Origin of the sequence: Nocardioides dokdonensis FR1436, assembly GCF_001653335.1 — a bacterium.
Lineage (GTDB): Bacteria > Actinomycetota > Actinomycetes > Propionibacteriales > Nocardioidaceae > Nocardioides > Nocardioides dokdonensis.
Window position 1 is genome coordinate 1,788,477 of the sequence record NZ_CP015079.1, and the last position, 17,668, is coordinate 1,806,144.

Here is a 17,668-nt window from a genome sequence, read left to right on the forward strand (position 1 = left end):
CCATGAACGACACCACCACCCCGCTCGAGGACGTCTCGCACGTCCCGCACACCTCGATGCCCCTGCAGGGCGCCCAGCTGCCCCGCTACGCGCCCGCCCTGGCCGCCGTCATCGCCCTCGGCATCGGCGCGCTCCTCGCGCTGCTGGCCGGCTTCGGGCCGGTCGCGGCGCTCAGCGTGGCCTGGCTGCTCCTCGCGGTCGGGCTGCCCGCCTGGTCGCGAGCCGTCGAGGGGTCCCGCAAGGCCGCCGACCGGGTCGCCGGCGTGCTCGTCTGGTCGGCCTTCGCGCTCGCGATGATCCCGCTGGTCTCGCTGGTGTGGACCGTGGTCACCAAGGGCCTGCCGATCCTGTCCAGCCAGTTCTTCCAGAACTCGATGCGCGGCATCCTCGGTGAGGGCGGCGGCATCTACCACGCCATCGTCGGCACCCTGATCATCACCGCGCTCGCGACCGTGATCTCGGTGCCGATCGGGGTGCTGACCGCGATCTACCTCGTCGAGTACGGCAAGGGCTCCAAGCTCGCCCGGGTGATCACCTTCCTGGTCGACGTGATGACCGGCATCCCCTCGATCGTGGCCGGCCTCTTCGCCTACGCCCTGTTCGTGATCTTCTTCGGCCCCGGCGTCCGGATGGGCTTCGGCGGCTCGGTCGCCCTCTCGGTGCTGATGGTCCCGATCGTGGTCCGTGCCGCCGAGGAGATGCTCAAGCTGGTGCCCGACGAGCTGCGCGAGGCGGCGTACGCGCTCGGGGTGCCGAAGTGGCGCACCATCGTCAAGGTGGTCCTGCCGACCGCCGTGGCGGGCATCGTCACCGGCGTCACCCTGGCCGTGGCCCGGGTCGCCGGCGAGACCGCGCCGCTGCTGGTGATCGCCGGCCTGACGACCGGCACCAACTTCAACCCGTTCTCGGAGCGGATGGCGACCCTGCCGGTCTACATCTTCTACGCGGTCACGGAGCCGGGCATCTACGACGAGGAGATGACCGCCTACGCCTGGGGCGCCGCCCTGACGCTGGTGACCCTGGTGATGCTGCTCAACGTGGCCGCCCGTCTCATCGGCGGCCTCTTCGCCCCCAAGACCGGCCGCTGACCCGGCCCGCCGCGCCAGCCACTCGACCGACCCACACCTCAAGGACACTGTTTCTCATGGCCAAGAGCATCGACGTCTCCGACCTGAACATCTACTACGGCGACTTCCTCGCCGTGGAGGGTGTCAGCATGACCATCAAGGCGCGCTCGGTGACGGCCTTCATCGGCCCCTCGGGCTGCGGCAAGTCCACGTTCCTGCGGTCGCTGAACCGCATGCACGAGGTCATCCCCGGCGCCCGCGTCGAGGGCAAGGTCATGGTCGACGGGCAGTCGCTGTACGACGCCTCGGTCGACCCGGTGGCCGTGCGCCGCCAGATCGGGATGGTCTTCCAGCGCCCCAACCCGTTCCCCACGATGTCGATCTACGACAACGTGCTCTCGGGCAAGAAGCTCAATGCCAAGCGGATGAAGAAGTCCGAGGCCGACGACCTGGTCGAGAAGTCGCTGCGCGGCGCCAACCTCTGGACCGAGGTGAAGGACCGCCTCGGCAAGCCCGGCATGGGCCTCTCCGGCGGTCAGCAGCAGCGGCTGTGCATCGCCCGCGCCATCGCGGTCGAGCCGCAGGTGCTGCTGATGGACGAGCCGTGCTCGGCCCTCGACCCCATCTCGACCTCCGCGATCGAGGACCTCATCCACGAGCTGAAGTCCGACTACACGATCGTGATCGTCACCCACAACATGCAGCAGGCCGCCCGCGTCTCCGACGACACCGGCTTCTTCAACCTGCGCGCCACCGGCGAGCCCGGCCAGCTGGTCGAGTTCAACCCCACCCGCAAGATGTTCACCAACCCCGACAACGAGTCCACCGAGGCCTACATCTCCGGTCGCTTCGGCTGATCCTGACGTTCCGCACCGCGACACGCCGACGGGGCGTACGGAGCGTCAGGACGGCGCCTGTGGAGAGCCGGCCCCGAGTGGCGCCGCACCTCGCGGGGCCTCTACGTGCCGGCGTACGTCGACACGACCCCGGCGCAGCGGGTCGCGGAGGTCGGAGTGCTGCTGCGGGGGACCGCGGCGGTGACCGGGTGGGGGGCCCTGACGTGGCGCGGAGCCCGCTGGTTCGACGGCCTCACGGTCGACGGGACGCCGCTCCCGGTCCCGGTCGTCGCCCCGACCCGGCGACTGCGCCCGCAGCCCTGCCTCGAGCTGCACGAGGAGCGGCTCCCCGCCACCGACGTCGAGTGCCGCGACGGGCTGCGCGTGACGACCGCGCTCCGGTCGGTGGTCTCGGTGCTGCGGCACGCGGGCGACCTCGACGCCGCGGTCTCGGCGCTGGAGATGGCCTACTGCAACGACCTCGTCTCGCCCGACGAGGTGGCCGGGTGGCTGGCGGCGCACCCCGGCGTCCCGGGAGTCGTGCAGGCCCGTGCCGCGCTCGACCTGGCTGACCAGAACAGCTGGTCACCGATGGAGTGGACGCTGCGGCGGCTGTGGACCGAGCGGTTCGGGTCGGCGCGCTTGCTGACCAACCGCCCGGTCTTCGACCACAGCGGTCGGCACGTCGCCACCCCGGACGTCATCGACGCCGACACCGGGGTGTCGGGCGAGTACGACGGCGTGGCCCACCACGGTGGTGCCCGCAGGGCCAAGGACCTGCGCCGCGAGGCGGACCTGCGCCGGGTCGGTGTGGAGCCGGTGGTGATGGTCGCCGCCGATGCGCACCGACGGACCGCGTTCTGGGCCCGCCTCGAGGACGCCTACGCGCGGGCGCGACGTACGAGCGCCAGCGATCGGGCCTGGACCCTCGAGCCGCCGCACTGGTGGCGCAGCACCCACACCGTCGACCTGCGCCGCTCCCTGGAGGGCACGGAGCGCGAGGTGTGGCTGGGCGGACGGTCGGCCCGCCCGTCGTCCTGACGATCGTGACGCCGGCACGGCGTGTCGCGGTGCGGAACGTCAGGACGATCAGGGCAGCTGGAAGACGTAGCGGCAGATCCAGTAGAGCGAGGCCGCCATCAGGCCGGCGGCGGGGAAGGTGAGGACCCAGGCGGCGACGATGGAGCGGGCCACACCCCAGCGCACGGCGGAGAACCGCTTGGTGGCGCCGGCGCCCATCACCGCGGAGGTGATGGTGTGGGTGGTGGAGATCGGGGCCTCGAAGACGAACGCGGTCGTGTAGAGCACGCCCGCGGCGACGGTCTCGGAGGCGAAGCCGCGCGCAGGGTCGAGGGCGATGATGCGGCGGCCCAGGGTGCGCATGATCCGCCAGCCGCCGGCCCAGGTGCCGGCCGAGATGGCGGCGGCCGCGGCCAGGATCACCCAGACGGGCAGGCCGTCGTCGGCGGCGTAGTACCCACCGGTGACCAGGGCCAGGAAGATCACGCCCATCGTCTTCTGCGCGTCCTGCAGACCGTGGCCCAGGGCCATGGCGGCCGCGGAGAGGGTCTGGGCGATGCGGAAGCCGCGCTGGGTGCGGTGCGGGTTGCGGCGCCGGAAGATCCACATGATGGCGACCATCAGCACGAAGGCGGCGGCGAAGCCGAACAGCGGCGAGGCGACCATCGGCAGCAGGATCTTGTCGACGATGACGTCCCACTTCACCGCCGACCCCGACGCGATCGCGGCGCCGACGAGGCCACCGATCAGCGCGTGCGAGGAGGAGGAGGGCAGGCCGTAGTACCAGGTCAGCAGGTTCCAGGCGATCGCGCCGAGCAGGCCGGCCATCACGATGACCAGCCCGTGCGTGCCGGCGGCGGGGGAGATCACCGAGCCGACGGTGTTGGCGACCTCCTGGCCCAGGAAGGCGCCGATGAAGTTCATGACGGCCGCCATCGCCAGCGCCACCCGCGGCGTGAGCGCCCGGGTGGAGACCGAGGTCGCGATGGCGTTGGCTGCGTCGTGGAAACCGTTGGTGTAGTCGAACACCAGGGCCACCACGACGACCGCGATGACGATCGCGAGAGTCAACTCAGGACTCCTTGACCGCGATCTGCTCGACGATGTTCGCGACCTTCTCGAACGCGTCGATGGAGCCCTCGAGCGCCTCGGCGATGTCCTTGAGCTTCAGGACCTCCATCGCCTTGAACTCGCCCGAGAAGAGGTTGGCGATGATCCGGCGGTGGTTGCGGTCGCCGGCGTTCTCGAGGCGGTTGATCTCGATCCAGTACTCGCCCAGCGACTGCATGGAGCGCAGCCGCGGCATCACCGCGGCGGTGAGCTCGGCGCAGCGCTGCAGCAGCTCGACCTGGTCGAGCAGGGCCGCGGGCAGCATCTTGGGCTCGTAGAGCAGCACCATGTCGACGACCTCGTCCATCATGTCCATCACGTCGTCGAGCCCGGAGGCCAACGAGTAGATGTCCTCGCGGTCGAACGGCGTGACGAAGGTGCTGTTGACCAGCTTGACGATGGCGTGCGTCGTCTCGTCGGCCTGGTGCTCGGCGTCACGCATGCGCTGCGCGATGGCCTCCTCGTCGGCGCCCTCCGCGAGCATCTCGGCGAGCAGCCCGGCACCGACGACGAGGTGCTGGGCGGCTTGGGTGAACTGGTCGTAGAACGTGGTCTCGACCGGACGGAAACGCAGTCCCACGGGTGATCTCCTGCTGAGGCGACGAGCTGGGCCGCGGAACAGACTAGGGCCCTGGCGTCCCGGTGACGAATGAGCGACCGGGAGGTGTGGCGCAGACGACCTCCGGGTGAACGCGCTCAGCCGGCGGCGATGGTGTGCCGGCGCCTGCGCTGACGCTCGATCAGCGCCTCCTGCAGGTGTACGCCGCCGCCGTTGCGCGTCCAGTACCCGTCGCTGCCGAGCTCCCACGCCTGGGTGTCGGGGTCGAAGGCCAGGTCGAGCAGCTCGCGGACCAGCTCGATGCACGCGGGGTCGGGCAGGCGCACCAGCACCTCGACGCGCCGGTCCAGGTTGCGGTGCATCAGGTCGGCCGAGCCGATCCAGGCGACCGGGTCGCCGCCGTTCTCGAACCAGAACACCCGGCTGTGCTCGAGGAACCTGCCCAGCACCGAGCGCACGGTGATGTGCTCGGAGAGCCCGGGCACCCCCGGGCGCAGCGCGCAGGTGCCGCGCACCAGCATCTCGACCGGCACCCCGGCCTGGCTGGCCAGGTAGAGCGCGTCGATGACGCCCTCGTCGACCACCGAGTTGGCCTTGATCCGGATCCGGGCGGGGCGGCCGGCACGGTGGTGGCCGATCTCGCGGTGCACCTGCTCGACCAGCCCGGGCCGCACGGCGTCCGGGGCGACCAGCAGCTCGTCGTACGAGGCGTTGCGCGACCAGCCGGAGAGGTTGTTGAACAGGTGCGCGACGTCCTCGCCGATCTTCTCGTCGGTGGTGATCAGGCCCAGGTCCTCGTAGGTGCGCGAGGTCTTGGGGTTGTAGTTGCCGGTGCCGATGTGGGTGTAGCGGCGGATGCCGCCCTGGCCCTCGCCCTCGTCGCGCACGACCATGGACAGCTTGCAGTGGGTCTTGAGCCCCACGAGCCCGTAGACGACGTGGCAGCCGGCCTGCTCGAGCTTGCGGGCCCAGCGGATGTTGGCCTGCTCGTCGAAGCGGGCCTTGATCTCGACGATCACCAGCACCTGCTTGCCGGCCTCGGCGGCGTCGATCAGGGCGTCGATGATGGGGGAGTCGCCGGAGGTCCGGTAGAGCGTCTGCTTGATGGCGAGCACGTGCGGGTCGGCGGCGGCCTGCTCGATGAAGCGCTGCACCGAGGTCGCGAACGAGTCGTAGGGGTGGTGCAGCAGCACGTCGTGGCGGCGCGCGGCCTTGAAGACGTCGACGGGGGCGGCCGACTCGACCTCGGCGAGCAGCTTGTGGGTGGTGGGCACGAACGCGGGGTACTTCAGCTCCTCGCGCCCGATGTCGGCCAGCCCGTGCAGCCCGCGCAGGTCCAGCGGACCGGGCAGGTGGAAGACCTCGTCGCGCGTCACGCCGAGCTCCTCCATCAGCAGCTCCAGCACCGTGGGCGCGATGGACTCCTCCACCTCGAGTCGCACCGGCGGCCCGAAGCGGCGGCGCAGCAGCTCCTTCTCGAGCGCGGCGAGCAGGTTCTCGGCGTCGTCCTCCTCGACCTCGAGGTCCTCGTTGCGGGTGACCCGGAAGCTGTGCACCTCGAGCACCTCCATGCCGGGGAACAGCTTCTTGAGGTGCTCGCGGATGACGTCCTCGAGCGGCACGAAGCGGTGGTTGCCCAGCGGCACGAACCGGCTGAAGCTCGGCGGCACCTTGACCCGCGCGAAGTGCTCCTTGCCGGTCTTGGGGTTGCGCACCATCACCGCGAGGTTGAGCGAGAGCCCGGAGATGTAGGGGAAGGGGTGCGCGGGGTCGACGGCGAGCGGGGTGAGGACCGGGAAGATCCGGTCCTTGAACATCCGCTTGCACTGCTTCTGCTCGTCGCGGTCCAGGTCGTCCCAGCGCACCAGCTCGACGCCCTCCTCGGCCAGGGCGGGCACGATCTCGTCGCGGAACAGCGCCGCCTGGCGCTCGCTGAGGTCGCGCGCGGTCGTCCAGATCCGCTCCAAGACCTCGCGCGGCATCAGCCCGGAGGCGGCCCGGACCGCCAGGCCGGTCGCGATGCGCCGCTTGAGACCGGCGACGCGGACCATGAAGAACTCGTCGAGGTTGCTGGTGAAGATCGCCAGGAAGCGCACCCGCTCCAGCAGCGGCAGGTCGCGGTCCTCGGCCAGCTCGAGCACCCGCTGGTTGAAGTGCAGCCACGACAGCTCACGGTCCAGGAACCGGTCGTCGTGGGCCTGCACCGCGGCCAGCGCCTCCTCGTCCGGCACGTACGGCGCCTCGTCGTCCCCGGGCCCCACGAGGCCCTCGAGCTCCTCGAGGGCGGTGGGGTCCTCGGCCACGTCGGGCGCGTCGACGGCGGCGGTGTCGGGAGGAACGGCAGGCATGGGGCCAGTGTGGCACCGCCAGGTGAACGCAGAGGGCCGGACAGGGGACCGGACGGGGCGCTAGTTTGGAGGCCGTGACCTTCTCCCGTGTCCGCCACGTCGTCGAGCGGTCGGCCCTGCGTGGCCTGACCGGCCTGCCCGGGGTGGTGCAGCGCCGGGTCGGGCGGCCGGTGGTGCGCGACACCCAGACCCTCGCCGACGACGTACGCCTGATGCTGGCGCTGCAGCGCCTGGCCCGTGAACCGGCGGTCGAGACGCTGCCCGTGGCGCAGGGCCGGCGCGAGCTGAACCGCCAGACCGCCCTCGTCGCCGGCGACGACCAGGTCGCCGAGGAGCACGACCTGCGGGTCGGCGACCTGGCGGCGCGGCTCTACGTGCCGCAGGCCTGCCAGGGCCCGGGCGCCCACCCGCTGCTGCTGTTCTTCCACGGCGGCGGGTTCGTGTACGGCGACCTGGCCAGCCACGACGCGCCGTGCCGGCTGCTGGCGCAGGAGGCCGGCGTGCGGGTGCTGTCCGTGGACTACCGCCTGGCGCCCGAGCACCGCTTCCCGGCCGCCCACGACGACGCGCTGGCGGCGTACCGCTGGCTGCTCGAGCACGCCGACGAGGTCGGCGCCGACACCGCGCGGCTGGCGGTCGGTGGGGATTCCGCCGGCGGCAACCTGGCCGCGGCCACCGCGCTGGCGGCCGCCGAGGAGGGGCTGCCGCTGGCGCTGCAGCTGCTGGTCTACCCCGGCACCGACGCACTGCGCGACACCGAGAGCCTGCGGCTCTTCGGCGACGGCTTCTACCTGACCCAGGGCTTCATCGACCTCGCGGCCGACGCCTACTACCCGCAGCTGTCGGAGGAGGAGCGCCGCGACCCGCGGATCTCACCCGTCTACGCCGACCTCGCTCCCGCGGTCGCGGCGCGGCTGGCCCCGGTGTTCCTGTGCACCGCCGGGTTCGACCCGCTGCGCGACGAGGGCGAGGCGTACGCCCGCCGGCTCGAGGAGGCGGGGGTGGCGGTCGAGCTGCGCCGCTTCGAGGACCAGATCCACGGGTTCCTCAACATGACCGGCGCGGTCCGCTCGTCGCGGGCCGCGGTGGTCGAGGTCGCGCACCGGCTCAGCGCGGGTCTGGCCTGATCTCTCCGGCCTGGAGACCCGGGCGCCAGGTCCGCAGCGCGGCCAGGAACTCCTCGGCGTCGACCAGGTCGGCGGTCACCGCGACCGGCGGCAGGGTCTTGCGGTGGAAGAGCACCTGCCAGTCCCGTGACCCGGGCTCGCCGACGACTTCGATGTCGGTGGCCGGGTTGGCCGCGTCGAAGCGGTGGTGGGCGTCGCCGCTGACGATGTCGACCATGCCGGCCTCGTCGATGCTGGCGCGACCGGTCGAGCGCAGCGAGCGCCACGCCACCAGCACCAGGAGCGCCGTCAGCAGCGCCGCCCCCAGGACGAGGGGGTCGCCCGGGCCGGTGCCCAGCGCGACCCAGACCCCCCAGGTGGCGGCGACGGCGGCGAGCAGGGCGGCCCCGACCCCGACTGCGCGGCTCCCGGTGCGGGGACGCGGGGCCGAGGTGTGGCCCGACCGGCCGGAGGCGGGTCGCTCCCGGACCGACGTCCGCTCGTCGGCCAGCTCCACGGCGAGCGCCGCGGCGCGCTCCTCGGCGACCAGCCGCTCGGCCATGGCGGTCTCGACGAGCTCGGCGTGGTGGCGCACCGAGGCCTCGACGGCCTGGCGGTCCACCGAGCGGGCGGCAACGGCCTGCTCCGCCTCGGCCCGGGCGGCGATCGCCTCGGCGGCGGCCCGCTCGGCGTCCTCGCGGGCGCCGACCGCGACCCGCAGCAGCTCGTCGTGCTCGCGCGCGGCCGCGGCCATCTGCTCGAGGACGTCGATGGTGCGCTGCTCGGCCTCGTTGCGCTCGCGGGCCGCCTGGGCGGCCAGCTCGGCGTGCCGCTGGGCGTCGGCCTCGGCGACGGCCCGTGCCTCGGCGGCCTCCTGGGCGGCCTGCTCCGCGGCGGTGCGGGCCTCGTGCGCCTCGTGGGCGAGCCGGGCGTGCTCGCCGGCCACGGCGTCGGCCTGGGCGCGGGCCTCGTGCGCCTCGCGGGCGGAGTCGGCGTGCGCGCGGGTCTCGTCCCGCGCCTGTGCCAGCGCGGTGGCGGCCTGCTCGGCGGCGGCACCCTGCGCGGCGGCGGCTTCGTGGGCGGCGGTGGCGGAGTCCTGCGCCTCGCTCAGGCGTACGGCGGCCGCCTCGGCCGCCGCCTCGGCGCCGGTGCGCCCCTGGTGCGCCTCCTCGGCGAGCCGGGCGTGCTCGGCCGCGGCGTCGTCGGCGACCCGGCGGGCCTCGGCGGACTCCTGGGCGGCGGCCTCGGCCGCGGCCCGCGCCTCGTGCGCCTGGGTGGCGAGCTCCGCGTGGGTGCGGGCCTGCTCGTCGGCCTCGCGGCGGGCCTGGTGGGCGGTCTCGGCCTCGACGGCGGCCGCGGCGGCCGCCTCGTGCGCGTGCTGCTCGGCCTGGGCGGCCTGGGCAGCGCCCTGGGCCTGCTCGTGGGCGGTGGTCTCGGCGCCCTGGCGCGCGGTCTGCGCGGCGAAGGCGGCGGCGGACGCGGTCAGCGCGGCCTCGTCGGCGGAGGTGCGGGCGGTGTGCGCCTCCTGCGCGAGCCGGGCGTGCTCGGCGGCGGCCTCGTCGGCGGCGGCGCGGGCGGCGGCGTGCTCGGCGGCCACCCGGTCGGCCTCCTCGCGGGCGGCGGCCTGGGCGGCGGCGGTCTCCTCGGCGGCGGTGCGGGCCGTCGCGGCGGTGGTGGCCGCCTCGTGCGCCTCGCGGGCGGCGGCCTCGGCGCGCTCGCGCTCGGCGAGGGCCTCGTCGGCCAGCCCGGCCTGGACGCGTCCGGCCTCCTCGGCCTCGAGCCGCGCGGCCCGGGCCTGCTCGGCCTCCTCGGCGCGCTCGCGGGCGGCCTCCTCGGCGGCGGTGCGGGCCTCGTGGGCGAGCCGGGCCAGGTGCGCCTGCTCGGCGGCCGCCTCCTCGGCCCGGGTGCGTGCCTGTGCGTGCTCGGCGGCGGCCCGGTCGGCCTCCTCGCGGGCGGCGGCCTGCTCGGCGGCGGCCTCCTCGGCCGCGGTGCGCGCCTCGGCGGCGGCGCCGGCCCGCTCCTCGGCCTCGCGGGCGGCGTGCTCGGCGTTCTCGCGGTCGGAGTGCGCGTGCGTGGCGGCGTCGCCGTGCGCGGTGGCGATCTCCTCAGCCGTGCGCCGCGCGGCCATGGCCTCCTCGGCGGCCTGCGCGGCCGCCGTGGCGGCGCTCGACGCCTCCTGCTGGGCCGCCAGCGCCTCCGCTGCCGCCTCGGCCTGGACGCGGGCGGCCTCCTCGGCCTCGGCGCGCCGCTCGGCGGCCTGCCGTGCGGTCTCCTCGGCCTCACCACGCAGCCGGGCCTGCTCCTCGGCGTCGTGGGTCGCCTCGAGGGCGGCCCGCTCGGCGGCCGCACGCGCGTCGGCGCGCTCCTGCGCCGACTCCTCGGCGCGCGCCCGGGCCTCCTCGGCGGCCCGGGCCGCCTCCTCGGCGGCCGAGCGGGCGGCGTACGCCTCCTGGGCGGCGGTGGCGTGCTCGGCCGCGGCCCGGTCGGCCTCGGCGCGCGCCCGCAGCGCGTCGCGGGCGGCCTCCTCGGCGGCGAGCCGCTCGGCGGCCTGCTCGACGGCCGCCTGCTCCGCGGAGTGGCGCAGCGAGACGGCCCGGTCGGCGGCGGCGGTCTGGGTGGCGACGCGCTGCTCGAGCTCCTCGAGCGTGGGCGCGGGCGGCTGGTCGGCCTGCTGGTCGGTCTCGACGGTGGTCGTGGCGGAGCGACGCAGCCAGCGGCGGGGCTCGGGCGGGGGCTGACCGGGAGTGCTCATGATGGGCTAGTACACCAGCGCCTGGACGTCGTCGCCGAGGATCTCCTCGGCGAACACCGCCGCGCCGGCCATCCGCACGCCCGGCGCCAGGTCCTGCTCGGTGATCCCGCGTCGTGCGGCGCACTGCGTGCACACCGTCACCCGCCCGGCTGCCAGCACCACCTCGAGCAGCTGGGCCACGGGGGTCGCGTGCTGCAGCCCGAGGTCCGGCCCGCCGGTGGCAGCGCCGTACGCCGCGGCGTCACCGGTCAGCCACAGCGAGACGTCCGCGCCGGCCGCGGTGGCCGCCGCGGCGACCGTGAAGGCCTGGTTGGACCGCTCCGGGTCGCCAGCGGCACAGGTGACCTTGATGACGAGGGGGCGCATGGGAGCAGCCTATGGTGGAGGGGTGCCGATCGAACTCCCGCCCAACCTCCACCTGAACTGTGCCCCCCTCGTCTGGCTGCTCGGCACCTGGACCGGCAGCGGCAAGGGCGACTACCCCGGGATGGAGCCCTTCGACTACCAGCAGGAGCTGGTCTTCCAGCAGGACGGACGCCCCTTCCTGCACTACTTCGCGCGCTCCTGGATCGTGGACGCCAACGGCGAGAAGGTGCGCGACGCAGCCCAGGAGACCGGGTTCCTGCGCTGCCCCGAGCGCGGCAAGGTCGAGATGGTGCTGGCGCACAACACCGGCATCTCCGAGATCTGGTACGGCAACGCCGAGGACGGCAAGATCGAGCTGCACACCGCCGGGGTCTCCTTCACCGAGTCGGCCCGCGAGGTGACCGGTGGCCACCGGCTCTACGGCAACGTCGAGGGCGACCTGCTCTACGCCTACGACATGGAGGCCACGGGCCACGAGCTCCAGCCGCACCTGTGGGCGCGGCTCAAGCGGACCTGAGTGCCGTGAGCGACGACGACCTCCGGGCGCGCCTCGCCGGCAGCGGCTTCCGGCTCACGCCCCAGCGCGAGCTGGTGCTGCGGGCGGTCCAGGAGCTGGGCCACGCCACGCCCGACGAGGTCCTCGCCGAGGTGCGCCAGCACTCCTCGGCCGTCAACATCTCCACCGTCTACCGCAACCTCGAGGTCCTCGAGGGGCTCGGGCTGGTGCGCCACGCCCACCTCTCCGACCGGGCCCCGACCTACCACTCCGTCACCGACCACGAGCACTTCCACCTGGTCTGCCGCGAGTGCCGCCGTGTGGTCTCGGTCGAGGCCGCGGTCGCCTCCGGGCTCACCGACCGCCTGGCCGACGAGCACGGCTTCACCGCCGACATCGGCCACCTGACCGTCTTCGGGCACTGCGCCGACTGTGCTCCTGAGGAGGACACCCCATGACCATCCCCACCCCCACGAACCAGCCCAGCCCCCTGCTCGCCCTGCCCGGAGCGGTCGCCGGCAACGGCGTCGACGCCCCCGTCGCGGCCCACTACGGCTCCTTCAACACCGAGCAGCGCACCCTCGAGTCCGGCGAGGGCTTCGTCGACCTCTCGCACCGCGACGTGGTGCGCATCGAGGGCCCCGACCGGCTCACCTGGCTGCACTCGCTGACCACGCAGCACTTCCTCGACCTCGCCCCGCAGGCGTGGACCGACGCGCTGGTGCTCTCCCCGCAGGGCCACGTCGAGCACGCGTTCAGCGGGTACGACGACGGCGAGGCGTTCGTCGCCCACACCGAGCCCGGTGCGGCGCCGGCGCTGCTGGCGTTCCTCGAGAAGATGAAGTTCATGACCCGCGTCGAGCTGAGCGAGGTCACCGACACGCTGGCCGTGACCTGGCGCGCCTCCTCCAGCGGCACGACGTACGAGCTGATCCCGCGCGACCAGCTCGAGGCGTACGCCGCTGCCGCGGGCCCCGCCTGCGGGCTGTGGGCCTTCGAGGCGCTGCGGATCGCGCGCGGCGAGCCGCGGCACCTGCTCGACACCGACGCCCGCACGATCCCCAACGAGGTCGGCTGGATCGGTCCGGCGGTGCACCTGGACAAGGGCTGCTACCGCGGCCAGGAGACCGTCGCGCGGGTGCACAACCTGGGTCGCCCGCCGCGCCGGCTGGTGCTGCTGCACCTCGACGGCACCGAGAACCGGCTGCCCGAGCGGGGCGCCGAGCTGCGCCACGGCGAGAAGGTCGTCGGCTTCGTCGGCACCTCCGCGCGCCACCACGAGCTCGGCCCGATCGCGCTGGCGATGGTCAAGCGCAACGTGCCGGTCGACGCCACCCTCGAGGTCGACTCGATGCCGGCGGCGCAGGAGGTCGTGGTCGACCCCGAGGTCGGGCTGCACTTCCGCTCCAAGCTGCGCTGAGCCCCGCCCGCCCCCGCCCGCTTTCTTGACCGGCTCTCACCCGTGGGGAGGGCGTGAGGCCGGGCACGGCCGGGCACGGTGGACGCATGAGCCAGACACCAGGAGCAGCACCCGGACCGCACGACGACGTCGACGCGCTCTCGACGCCGCAGCTGATGTCGCGGCTGTCGCAGCAGACCTCCGAGCTGGTCAGCGCCGAGCTGCGCCTGGCCAAGGCCGAGATCCAGGAGAGCGTCAAGCACGCCGGGCTGGGCGTCGGGATGCTCGGCAGCGCCGGGGTGCTGACCTGGTTCGGCTTCGGGACCCTGGTCGCGGCCGGCGTGCTGGCCCTCGACGTCATCCTGCCTTCCTGGGCCGCGGCCCTGTCCGTCGCCGCGATCCTCTTCCTGGTCGCCGGAATGCTGGGCCTGTCCGGCAAGAAGCAGGTCGACCAGGTGACCCCGGCGGTGCCGGCCACCCAGGCCAGCGTCCAGCGCGACGTCGAGACCGTGAAGGAGGCCCGTCGTGGCTGACCCCCAGGACAAGCAGACACCCGAGCAGATCGAGGCGGAGATCGAGCGCACCCGCGAGCGGCTCGGCGAGACCATCGAGGCGCTCGGCGCCAAGGCGGACGTCAAGGGCCGAGCGGCCCACCGGGCCCGGTCGGTGCGCGAGCAGCACGGCACGGCGCTGGTCGCCGGCGCTGCCGGGGCCGTGGTGCTCGCGGTCGGGCTCGTGCTGTGGCGCCGCCGCCGATGAGCGGGACCGCCCAGGTCGCCGACCGCCCGGTCGATCCCGACCATCCCGCGAAGCCCGACTCGCCCGACGACCTCACCGGCCGGTCGTGGAAGTACGTGCTGCGCAAGACCGCACGTGAGTTCGGCAAGGACCAGTGCACCGACCTCGCCGCCGCGCTGACCTACTACGCGGTGCTGGCGCTCTTCCCGGGGCTGCTGGCGCTGATGAGCCTGGTGGGCCTGCTCGGTCAGGGCCAGGAGTCGGCGCGCACGGTCCTCGGGATCATGCGTGACGTCGGCATCACCTCGGTCGCCGACACCCTCGAGCCCACGCTGGTCGACCTCAGCCGCAGCAGCGGCGCTGGGCTCGCGCTGGTCGTCGGGCTCGCGGCCGCGCTCTGGTCGGCCAGCGGGTACGTCAACTCGTTCGGCCGCGCCATGAACCGCATCCACGAGGTCGACGAGGGCAGGCCGGTCTGGAAGCTCCGGCCGGTGATGCTGCTGATCACCCTGGTCCTGGTCCTGCTGGCCGCCTCGGTGCTGGTGGCGCTGGTGCTGACCGGTCCCGCGGCCGAGGCCGTCGGCTCGGCGATCGGGCTGGGGGACACCGCCGTCCTGGTGTGGAGCATCGCCAAGTGGCCGGTGCTGGTCGCGGTCGTCGTGCTGATGGTGGCGATCCTCTTCCACAGCACGCCCAACGTGCAGCAGCCGAAGTTCCGCTGGATCTCGGTGGGGGCGGCGCTGGCGATCCTGGTGTGGGCGCTGGCCTCGGTGGCGTTCGGGTTCTACGTCGGCAACTTCTCCAGCTACGACAAGACCTACGGCTCGCTGGCCGGCGTCATCGTCTTCCTGCTGTGGCTGTGGCTGACCAACCTGGCGCTCCTCTTCGGCGCCGAGCTCGACTCCGAGCTCGAGCGGGCCCGCGAGCTGCAGGCGGGGCTGCCCGCCGAGGAGCAGCTGCAGCTGCCGCCGCGCGACACCCGCAACATCGAGAAGGCCCAGGACAAGCACGAGGAGGACGTGGCCGTGGGGCGGGCCCTGCGTGAGAGCCACGGCCGCGAGGACGACCCCGACGAGGTGGGTGACTCCGACCCAAAAGGCCGCAGCAGCACCCCGACGACGAAGGAGACCCGATGAGGCACGAGGAACGCACCAGCACGTCGGCCAAGCTGCTCTACCGCCCGATCGGGCTGACCAGCTCGATCGTGGCCGGCATCGCTGCGGGGCAGGTGTTCAAGCAGGTGTGGAAGCGGGTCAGCGCCGGCGAGGGAGCCGACGCGCCGAGGGCCCTGGAGTCGGAGTACTCGATGAAGGAGGTCCTCGCCGCGGCCGCCGTGCAGGGCGCGATCTTCGCCGTGGTCAAGGCGCTGGTCGACCGCGGGGGTGCCCGGGCGTTCCAGCGCGCCACGGGTGAGTGGCCCGGGGACTGAGGTGCGGCGGTACTGACGAGTAGGACGTGTCAGTAAAGGGACTTAGGCTTCTTCCTGCCGCTGCATCCCACTGTCCCTGAGGCTCCGCCTCTGATCTCGCGAGGACTCCCGTGATCCCCCCCGCTGCCAGCGACCGTGCCACTGCTGAGTCCACTCCGGGCCAGGAGCAGCATGACGCCTGGGCTGCTGCGCCGGTCTTCCGCCGCTACGTCGGCGACGCCGGGGCGCAGGTGCACCTCTACGAGTGCGGCTCGTCCGAGGCGACGCCGGTGGTCCTGCTGCACCGCAGCGGCGCCAGCGCGGAGACGTGGCTCGCGGTCGGGCAGCTGGGTTCGTGGGACGTCCGCCTGCTGGCCCCCGACCTGCCGGGCTGCGGCCAGTCCGACGCGCTTGCCGATGTCCCCGCCGACGACGAGCCGGGGGCGGTGGCGGCCCACCTGCTGGGGGCGCTGCGCCGCACCGAGCACCGCCCGCTGCTGCTGGTGGCCGAGATGGACGCCATCTGCGTGGCGGTCGAGATGGCGCGGGCCGAGCCCGCCTCGACGACCGGCGTGGTCCTGGTCGCGCCCTCCGTCACGGCGGGGCACGCGGCGCTCGAGCAGCTGCGGCTCGTGGACGTGCCGGTCTGGGTCGCGGTCGGGCGGGAAGCCGAGCCGGGGCTGCGGTCCACGACGACCGAGGTACCGGGGGCCCGGTGGCTGCTGCTGCCGGGAGTGGGCTCGGACCCGGTCAGCGAGTCACCGGACCTGGTGCTCGACCTGGTGCACGGCGCGGTCGCCGAGGTGGCCCGCAGTGCGGATCAGAGCGACCGGCGGTACATGACGTGCGTGTCCTCGGCGGCGTGCGAGAACCCCAGCTTGTCGCGGTAGACGCGGATCGCCGCTGCGTTGTCGGACTCCACGTAGAGCAGCACCTCGGAGACGCCGAGGTCGGCGAGGTGGTGCAGGCCGGCGAGCGTGACGAGGCGGCCGAGGCCGGCGCCCTGGGCGTCGGGATCGACCCCGACGACGTACACCTCACCCAGCGAGCGCGAGTGCTGCTTGGTCCAGTGGAAGGCGAGCAGCCGCCCGTCGCCGTCGGGGGTGGCCTCGACGGCGAGCAGCAGCCCCTCCGGGTCGAACCACGACTCGCCCATCCGCTCGGCCAGGTTGGCGGCGTCCATCGCGCCCTGCTCGGGGTGGGCGGCGAAGGCGGCGGCGTTGACGCGCAGCACGTCGTCGGCGTCGGCGTCGGTGTAGGCGCGGATGCGCACGCCGGCCGGCGGGCGCAGCGGCGGCAGCGCCAGCGACGTACGCCGCCGCATCACCCACAGCTCGCGCACCCGCTCGAAGCCGTTCTGCTCGGCCAGGCGCCGGGCGGCGGGGTGGTCGGCGTGCGACCACGCGTCGAGCGCGGCGCCGGAGCCCAGCTCGTCGAGGAGCCGCTTGAGCAGCGAGCGGCCCAGGCCCGTGCCGCGGGCCTCGGGGGCCACGACGAGGGAGAGCTGGTCGTCGACGAGCAGCGCGACGGCGTCACCGTCGACCCAGGAGCGGAACCGCTCCGGGTCGCGCAGCGCCATGAGTGTGGCCTCGTCGAGGGGGGCCGCAGCGTCAGCGGCCTCCGAGAGCGCGGCCACCCGTTCGATATGGCGGGCGTCCTGCAGGGAGTCCATCCACCCAACGTAACGGTCGCGCCTCAGCTGCTGGTGGCCACGGTCCGGGCGTCCGCCTCGGCGCGCGCGTCCTTGGCCGGCACCACGAAGCGGTAGCCGACGTTGCGCACGGTGCCGATGAGGGTCTCGTTCTCGGGGCCGAGCTTGGCGCGCAGGCGCCGCACGTGGACGTCGACGGTGCGGGTGCCGCCGAAGTAGTCGTAGCCCCACACCTCCTGGAGCAGCTGCTGGCGGTTGAAGACGCGCCCGGGGTGCTGGGCGAGGTGCTTGAGGAGCTCGAACTCCTTGAAGGTCAGGTCGAGCGGACGCTTGCCGATGCGCGCGGTGTAGCTCTCGTCGTCGACCACCACGCCGCCGGAGCGGATCAGGTGCGACTCGGGGTCGTCGGCGTCGCGACGGGCGCTCAGACGCCCGATCGAGATCCGGATCCGCGCCTCGAGCTCGGCGGGCCCGCTGGTGTGCAGGACGACGTCGTCCATGCCCCAGTCGTGGCCGACGACCGAGAGCCCGCCCTCGGTGACCACGAGCAGGACGGGCTGGTCGCTGCCGGTGGTGCGGATGAGCCGGCACAGGTCGCGGGCGTGGGCGAGGTCCTGGCGGCCGTCGACGAGCACCAGGTCGAGGTCGGCGGCCTCGAGCAGTGCGCTGCCGGTGGAGGGCAGGATGCGGACGTGATGACCGAGCAGGCCCAGGCCGGGCAGCACCTCGGCAGAGGACTGCAGGGCGTTGGTCAGCAGCAGGATGGTGCTCACGGCGGGTCCCTCCGGTGTGCGGGGGACCAGAACACAACG

At 73.6% G+C, this 17,668-nt stretch carries 19 protein-coding genes; 12 read left to right on the forward strand and 7 right to left on the reverse strand.

Annotated features, from left to right (window positions below; translation table 11 throughout):
- The first annotated feature begins 2 nt into the window (after positions 1-2).
- The 3 genes from pstA to I601_RS08460 all read left to right on the forward strand — a co-directional run bounded on the left by pstA (position 3) and on the right by I601_RS08460 (position 2,944).
- The gene (pstA, locus tag I601_RS08450; RefSeq protein ID WP_068108185.1) at positions 3-1,088 is read left to right on the forward strand and encodes a phosphate ABC transporter permease PstA; all 1,086 of its coding nucleotides are present in this window, start codon (positions 3-5) and stop codon (positions 1,086-1,088) included.
- A 56-nt stretch (positions 1,089-1,144) separates the two neighbouring features.
- Entirely contained in the window at positions 1,145-1,924 is a 780-nt protein-coding gene (gene pstB, locus I601_RS08455; protein ID WP_068108187.1) for a phosphate ABC transporter ATP-binding protein PstB, read from the forward strand.
- A 105-nt stretch (positions 1,925-2,029) separates the two neighbouring features.
- Positions 2,030-2,944: a hypothetical protein gene (locus I601_RS08460; RefSeq protein ID WP_068108189.1), complete on the forward strand. Its 915-nt coding sequence runs from the start codon at positions 2,030-2,032 to the stop codon at positions 2,942-2,944.
- A gap of 48 nt (positions 2,945-2,992) precedes the next feature.
- On the opposite strand, the gene I601_RS08465 is transcribed toward I601_RS08460, so the two are convergent.
- From I601_RS08465 to I601_RS08475, 3 genes are all read right to left on the reverse strand, one after another.
- Positions 2,993-3,994 (reverse strand): inorganic phosphate transporter, encoded by a 1,002-nt coding sequence (locus tag I601_RS08465; RefSeq protein ID WP_068108191.1) that lies wholly within the window; start codon positions 3,992-3,994, stop codon positions 2,993-2,995.
- 1 nt (position 3,995) lies between these two features.
- On the reverse strand, positions 3,996-4,613 hold the full coding sequence (locus I601_RS08470; RefSeq protein WP_068108196.1) for a DUF47 domain-containing protein: 618 nt from the start codon (positions 4,611-4,613) through the stop codon (positions 3,996-3,998).
- Positions 4,614-4,729: 116 nt separating this feature from the next.
- The gene (locus tag I601_RS08475; RefSeq protein WP_084527353.1) at positions 4,730-6,940 is read right to left on the reverse strand and encodes an RNA degradosome polyphosphate kinase; all 2,211 of its coding nucleotides are present in this window, start codon (positions 6,938-6,940) and stop codon (positions 4,730-4,732) included.
- 74 nt (positions 6,941-7,014) lie between these two features.
- On the opposite strand from I601_RS08475, the gene I601_RS08480 reads away from it, so the two are divergent.
- Complete coding sequence (locus tag I601_RS08480; protein WP_068108198.1) at positions 7,015-8,067, forward strand: alpha/beta hydrolase; 1,053 nt, start codon at positions 7,015-7,017, stop codon at positions 8,065-8,067.
- Here I601_RS08480 and I601_RS08485 read toward each other — a convergent pair.
- Positions 8,048-10,798 carry a hypothetical protein gene (locus I601_RS08485; protein WP_068108200.1) on the reverse strand — a complete coding sequence of 917 codons (2,751 nt, stop codon included), beginning with the start codon at positions 10,796-10,798 and terminating at the stop codon, positions 8,048-8,050. The genes I601_RS08480 and I601_RS08485 overlap by 20 nt on opposite strands.
- A gap of 6 nt (positions 10,799-10,804) precedes the next feature.
- The gene (locus I601_RS08490) at positions 10,805-11,164 is read right to left on the reverse strand and encodes a DsrE family protein (protein ID WP_068108202.1); all 360 of its coding nucleotides are present in this window, start codon (positions 11,162-11,164) and stop codon (positions 10,805-10,807) included.
- Positions 11,165-11,186: 22 nt separating this feature from the next.
- Between I601_RS08490 and I601_RS08495 the strand changes: the two genes are divergently transcribed.
- The 8 genes from I601_RS08495 (at position 11,187) to I601_RS08530 (ending at position 16,095) form a co-directional block, all read left to right on the forward strand.
- A complete protein-coding gene (locus I601_RS08495; protein ID WP_084527354.1) occupies positions 11,187-11,681 on the forward strand; it encodes a heme-binding beta-barrel domain-containing protein in 495 nt (164 codons plus the stop codon).
- Between the two features lie 5 nt (positions 11,682-11,686).
- On the forward strand, positions 11,687-12,118 hold the full coding sequence (locus I601_RS08500) for a Fur family transcriptional regulator (RefSeq protein ID WP_068108208.1): 432 nt from the start codon (positions 11,687-11,689) through the stop codon (positions 12,116-12,118).
- Positions 12,115-13,080 (forward strand): CAF17-like 4Fe-4S cluster assembly/insertion protein YgfZ, encoded by a 966-nt coding sequence (ygfZ, locus tag I601_RS08505; RefSeq protein ID WP_068108211.1) that lies wholly within the window; start codon positions 12,115-12,117, stop codon positions 13,078-13,080. The genes I601_RS08500 and ygfZ overlap by 4 nt, the downstream gene beginning before the upstream one ends.
- An 86-nt stretch (positions 13,081-13,166) precedes the next feature.
- Positions 13,167-13,592 carry a phage holin family protein gene (locus tag I601_RS08510; RefSeq protein ID WP_068108214.1) on the forward strand — a complete coding sequence of 142 codons (426 nt, stop codon included), beginning with the start codon at positions 13,167-13,169 and terminating at the stop codon, positions 13,590-13,592.
- Positions 13,585-13,818 (forward strand): DUF3618 domain-containing protein, encoded by a 234-nt coding sequence (locus I601_RS08515; RefSeq protein ID WP_068108216.1) that lies wholly within the window; start codon positions 13,585-13,587, stop codon positions 13,816-13,818. The genes I601_RS08510 and I601_RS08515 overlap by 8 nt, the downstream gene beginning before the upstream one ends.
- Positions 13,815-14,933: a YihY/virulence factor BrkB family protein gene (locus I601_RS08520; RefSeq protein WP_084528068.1), complete on the forward strand. Its 1,119-nt coding sequence runs from the start codon at positions 13,815-13,817 to the stop codon at positions 14,931-14,933. Before I601_RS08515 ends, I601_RS08520 begins: the two co-directional genes overlap by 4 nt.
- A complete protein-coding gene (locus I601_RS08525) occupies positions 14,930-15,226 on the forward strand; it encodes a DUF4235 domain-containing protein (RefSeq protein WP_068108222.1) in 297 nt (98 codons plus the stop codon). Before I601_RS08520 ends, I601_RS08525 begins: the two co-directional genes overlap by 4 nt.
- 110 nt (positions 15,227-15,336) lie before the next feature.
- Positions 15,337-16,095 (forward strand): alpha/beta fold hydrolase, encoded by a 759-nt coding sequence (locus I601_RS08530; protein WP_068108225.1) that lies wholly within the window; start codon positions 15,337-15,339, stop codon positions 16,093-16,095.
- Here the strand turns inward: I601_RS08530 and mshD are convergent.
- Together mshD and I601_RS08540 are read right to left on the reverse strand one after the other, a co-directional pair.
- Positions 16,026-16,877 carry a mycothiol synthase gene (gene mshD, locus I601_RS08535; protein ID WP_068108228.1) on the reverse strand — a complete coding sequence of 284 codons (852 nt, stop codon included), beginning with the start codon at positions 16,875-16,877 and terminating at the stop codon, positions 16,026-16,028. The genes I601_RS08530 and mshD overlap by 70 nt on opposite strands.
- Before the next feature lie 23 nt (positions 16,878-16,900).
- Positions 16,901-17,629 carry a response regulator transcription factor gene (locus I601_RS08540; protein WP_068108231.1) on the reverse strand — a complete coding sequence of 243 codons (729 nt, stop codon included), beginning with the start codon at positions 17,627-17,629 and terminating at the stop codon, positions 16,901-16,903.
- Positions 17,630-17,668 lie beyond the last annotated feature (39 nt).

Bases quoted from the DNA above. Each gene is read 5' to 3' on its own strand.
- pstA (WP_068108185.1), top strand. From the start codon at position 3: ATGAACGACACCACCACCCCGCTCGAGGACGTCTCGCACGTCCCGCAC.
- pstB (WP_068108187.1), top strand. From the start codon at position 1,145: ATGGCCAAGAGCATCGACGTCTCCGACCTGAACATCTACTACGGCGAC.
- I601_RS08475 (WP_084527353.1), bottom strand. From the start codon at position 6,940: ATGCCTGCCGTTCCTCCCGACACCGCCGCCGTCGACGCGCCCGACGTG.
- I601_RS08485 (WP_068108200.1), bottom strand. From the start codon at position 10,798: ATGAGCACTCCCGGTCAGCCCCCGCCCGAGCCCCGCCGCTGGCTGCGT.
- I601_RS08490 (WP_068108202.1), bottom strand. From the start codon at position 11,164: ATGCGCCCCCTCGTCATCAAGGTCACCTGTGCCGCTGGCGACCCGGAG.
- ygfZ (WP_068108211.1), top strand. From the start codon at position 12,115: ATGACCATCCCCACCCCCACGAACCAGCCCAGCCCCCTGCTCGCCCTG.
- I601_RS08510 (WP_068108214.1), top strand. From the start codon at position 13,167: ATGAGCCAGACACCAGGAGCAGCACCCGGACCGCACGACGACGTCGAC.
- I601_RS08520 (WP_084528068.1), top strand. From the start codon at position 13,815: ATGAGCGGGACCGCCCAGGTCGCCGACCGCCCGGTCGATCCCGACCAT.
- I601_RS08525 (WP_068108222.1), top strand. From the start codon at position 14,930: ATGAGGCACGAGGAACGCACCAGCACGTCGGCCAAGCTGCTCTACCGC.
- mshD (WP_068108228.1), bottom strand. From the start codon at position 16,877: ATGGACTCCCTGCAGGACGCCCGCCATATCGAACGGGTGGCCGCGCTC.